Origin of the sequence: Pseudomonas sp. NPDC087614 (assembly GCF_044743485.1) — a bacterium.
Lineage (GTDB): Bacteria > Pseudomonadota > Gammaproteobacteria > Pseudomonadales > Pseudomonadaceae > Aquipseudomonas > Aquipseudomonas baetica_A.
This window is the reverse complement of record NZ_JBIUWN010000174.1, coordinates 1-2,144: the sequence shown is the minus strand read 5'-3', so window position 1 is coordinate 2,144 and position 2,144 is coordinate 1. Positions and strand designations below refer to the sequence as shown.

Genomic DNA, 2,144 nt, shown 5'->3' with positions numbered 1-2,144 from the left:
TCCGCAAGGACTTTAGCAAGTTGACGTCCGGCAACTTGCTAAAGTCCTTGCGGATACGTTTTTTCTCAGTATATGAGTAAGCCATCAGCGTTCCCCAGCTTGGTCACCTGCTTGTTTGGCCCCTCCCGACGGGAGCAGCCAGAAAATCGTGCAAACCCCATGGTTTGCGCCACCACATCGGGTGGTTAAAGCACCTTTATCAGCACCGACCCAGTCGGCTGCCAATAACGGAAAAAGGCCGGTGGCAAGAGCCACCAGCCATCAGCCTGTCGCTTTACGCTCGGGCTGGAGGAGCAAAGTCGATACTTACTTCAGCTCGACTTTAGCGCCTGCTTCTTCCAGCTTCTTCTTGGCGTCTTCAGCAGCTTCTTTCGAAACGCCTTCAGCTACAACCTGAGGAGCGCCGTCTACTTTCTCTTTGGCTTCTTTCAGGCCCAGACCGGTCAGTTCACGAACTGCCTTGATCACGTTAACCTTCTTCTCGCCAGCTTCCAGCAGAACAACGTTGAACTCGGTTTGCTCTTCAACAACAGCGGCAGCAGCAGCTGGACCAGCCGAAGCAGCAGCAGCGGTAACACCGAAGGTTTCTTCCATCGCTTTGATCAGCTCAACGATTTCCACTACGGATTTCTGGCCGATTGCTTCGATGATTTGTTCGTTAGTCAGAGACATGACTCAATTCCTGAATTGGGGGACGGCCTACGCGACCATCGAAATAAACAAAAAACGCGAGAAGTTGACGAGCCTTAGGCTGCGGCAGCTTCTTTCTGGTCGCGAATTGCCGCCAGAGTACGAGCCAATTTGCTGGTAGCGCCTTGAATCACGCTCATCAGCTGAGAAATTGCTTCGTCACGGGTCGGCAGAGTTGCCAGTACGTCGATCTGATTAGCTGCGAGGAACTTGCCCTCGAACGCAGCTGCCTTGATCTCGAACTTGTCCTGACCCTTGGCAAACTCTTTGAAAATACGGGCAGCAGCGCCCGGATGTTCGTTCGAGAATGCAATCAGGGTCGGGCCGGTGAACACGTCGTTGAGGACACTGTATTGAGTGTCAGCAACAGCGCGCTTGAGCAAGGTGTTACGTACAACACGTACGTAAACGCCAGCTTCACGAGCCTCTTTACGGAGTCCGGTCATTGCGCCTACTGTTACGCCACGGGCATCAACCACGACAGCGGACAGAGCGACTTTGGCAGCCTCGTTGACTTCAGCGACGATGGCCTACGTGTCTGCGAGATTAATTGCCACGGGTTTAACTCCTGCTTGTTACCGTTTCATTCGATCGAAACCGAATGTCGTTTTGGTGTCTGATTCGGTAAGGAACCGGGAGCACCATCTGCGTAGGCTTATGGTTTAAGACTTGCGTCGCCTACGGTCTTGGATAGCCCCCGCCAGGCAGGGACCCCAATCTTTCAATTGGCGCGATCAATCGCGCCAACCTTTGTCTTACGCGTCCAGCGAGCTCTGATCGATAACCAGACCTGGGCCCATAGTGGTGCTCAGGGTAACGCGCTTGACGTAAATACCTTTCGAGGAAGCTGGCTTGATACGCTTCAGATCTGCGATCAGAGCTTCAACGTTTTCCTTCAGCTTGACGGCTTCGAAGCCCATCTTGCCAACGGAAGTGTGGATGATGCCGTTTTTATCGGTGCGATAACGAACCTGACCAGCTTTAGCATTCTTAACCGCAGTAGCTACGTCTGGAGTCACGGTGCCGACCTTCGGGTTAGGCATCAGACCACGTGGACCGAGGATCTGGCCCAGTTGACCTACAACGCGCATGGCGTCCGGGGATGCAATCACTACGTCATAGTTCAGGTCGCCACCTTTCATTTCGGCAGCCAGGTCGTCCATACCTACGCGGTCAGCGCCAGCAGCCAGAGCGGCTTCAGCAGCTGGACCCTGAGTGAACACAGCAACGCGAACGGTCTTGCCAGTGCCGTGTGGCAGCACAGTAGCGCTACGAACAACCTGGTCGGATTTACGCGGGTCTACACCCAGGTTTACAGCAACGTCAAACGACTCGCTGAACTTGACAGTCGACAGCTCAGCCAGCAGAGCAGCGGCGTCTACAATGTTGTAGGCCTTGCCTGCTTCGATTTTGCCGGCGATAGCCTTTTGACGCTTGGTCAGCTTAGCCATTAC

General features: G+C 54.1%; 4 protein-coding genes. All 4 read right to left on the bottom strand.

Annotated features, from left to right (window positions below; all coding sequences use genetic code 11):
• A partial coding sequence (locus ACIOWA_RS27875) for a hypothetical protein (protein ID WP_401162919.1) occupies window positions 1-85 on the bottom strand: 85 nt, incomplete at its 3' end.
• 221 nt (window positions 86-306) lie between these two features.
• Entirely contained in the window at window positions 307-672 is a 366-nt protein-coding gene (gene rplL, locus ACIOWA_RS27870; protein WP_003228750.1) for a 50S ribosomal protein L7/L12, read from the bottom strand.
• Between the two features lie 74 nt (window positions 673-746).
• Window positions 747-1,217: a 50S ribosomal protein L10 gene (gene rplJ, locus ACIOWA_RS27865; protein WP_401162918.1), complete on the bottom strand. Its 471-nt coding sequence runs from the start codon at window positions 1,215-1,217 to the stop codon at window positions 747-749.
• Between the two features lie 228 nt (window positions 1,218-1,445).
• Window positions 1,446-2,141, bottom strand: coding sequence for a 50S ribosomal protein L1 (gene rplA, locus ACIOWA_RS27860; RefSeq protein ID WP_339434210.1), 696 nt, complete (start codon window positions 2,139-2,141; stop codon window positions 1,446-1,448).
• Window positions 2,142-2,144: the final 3 nt, after the last annotated feature.

Coding starts and splice junctions, on each gene's coding strand:
- rplL (WP_003228750.1), bottom strand. CDS start 672: ATGTCTCTGACTAACGAACAAATCATCGAAGCAATCGGCCAGAAATCC.
- rplA (WP_339434210.1), bottom strand. CDS start 2,141: ATGGCTAAGCTGACCAAGCGTCAAAAGGCTATCGCCGGCAAAATCGAA.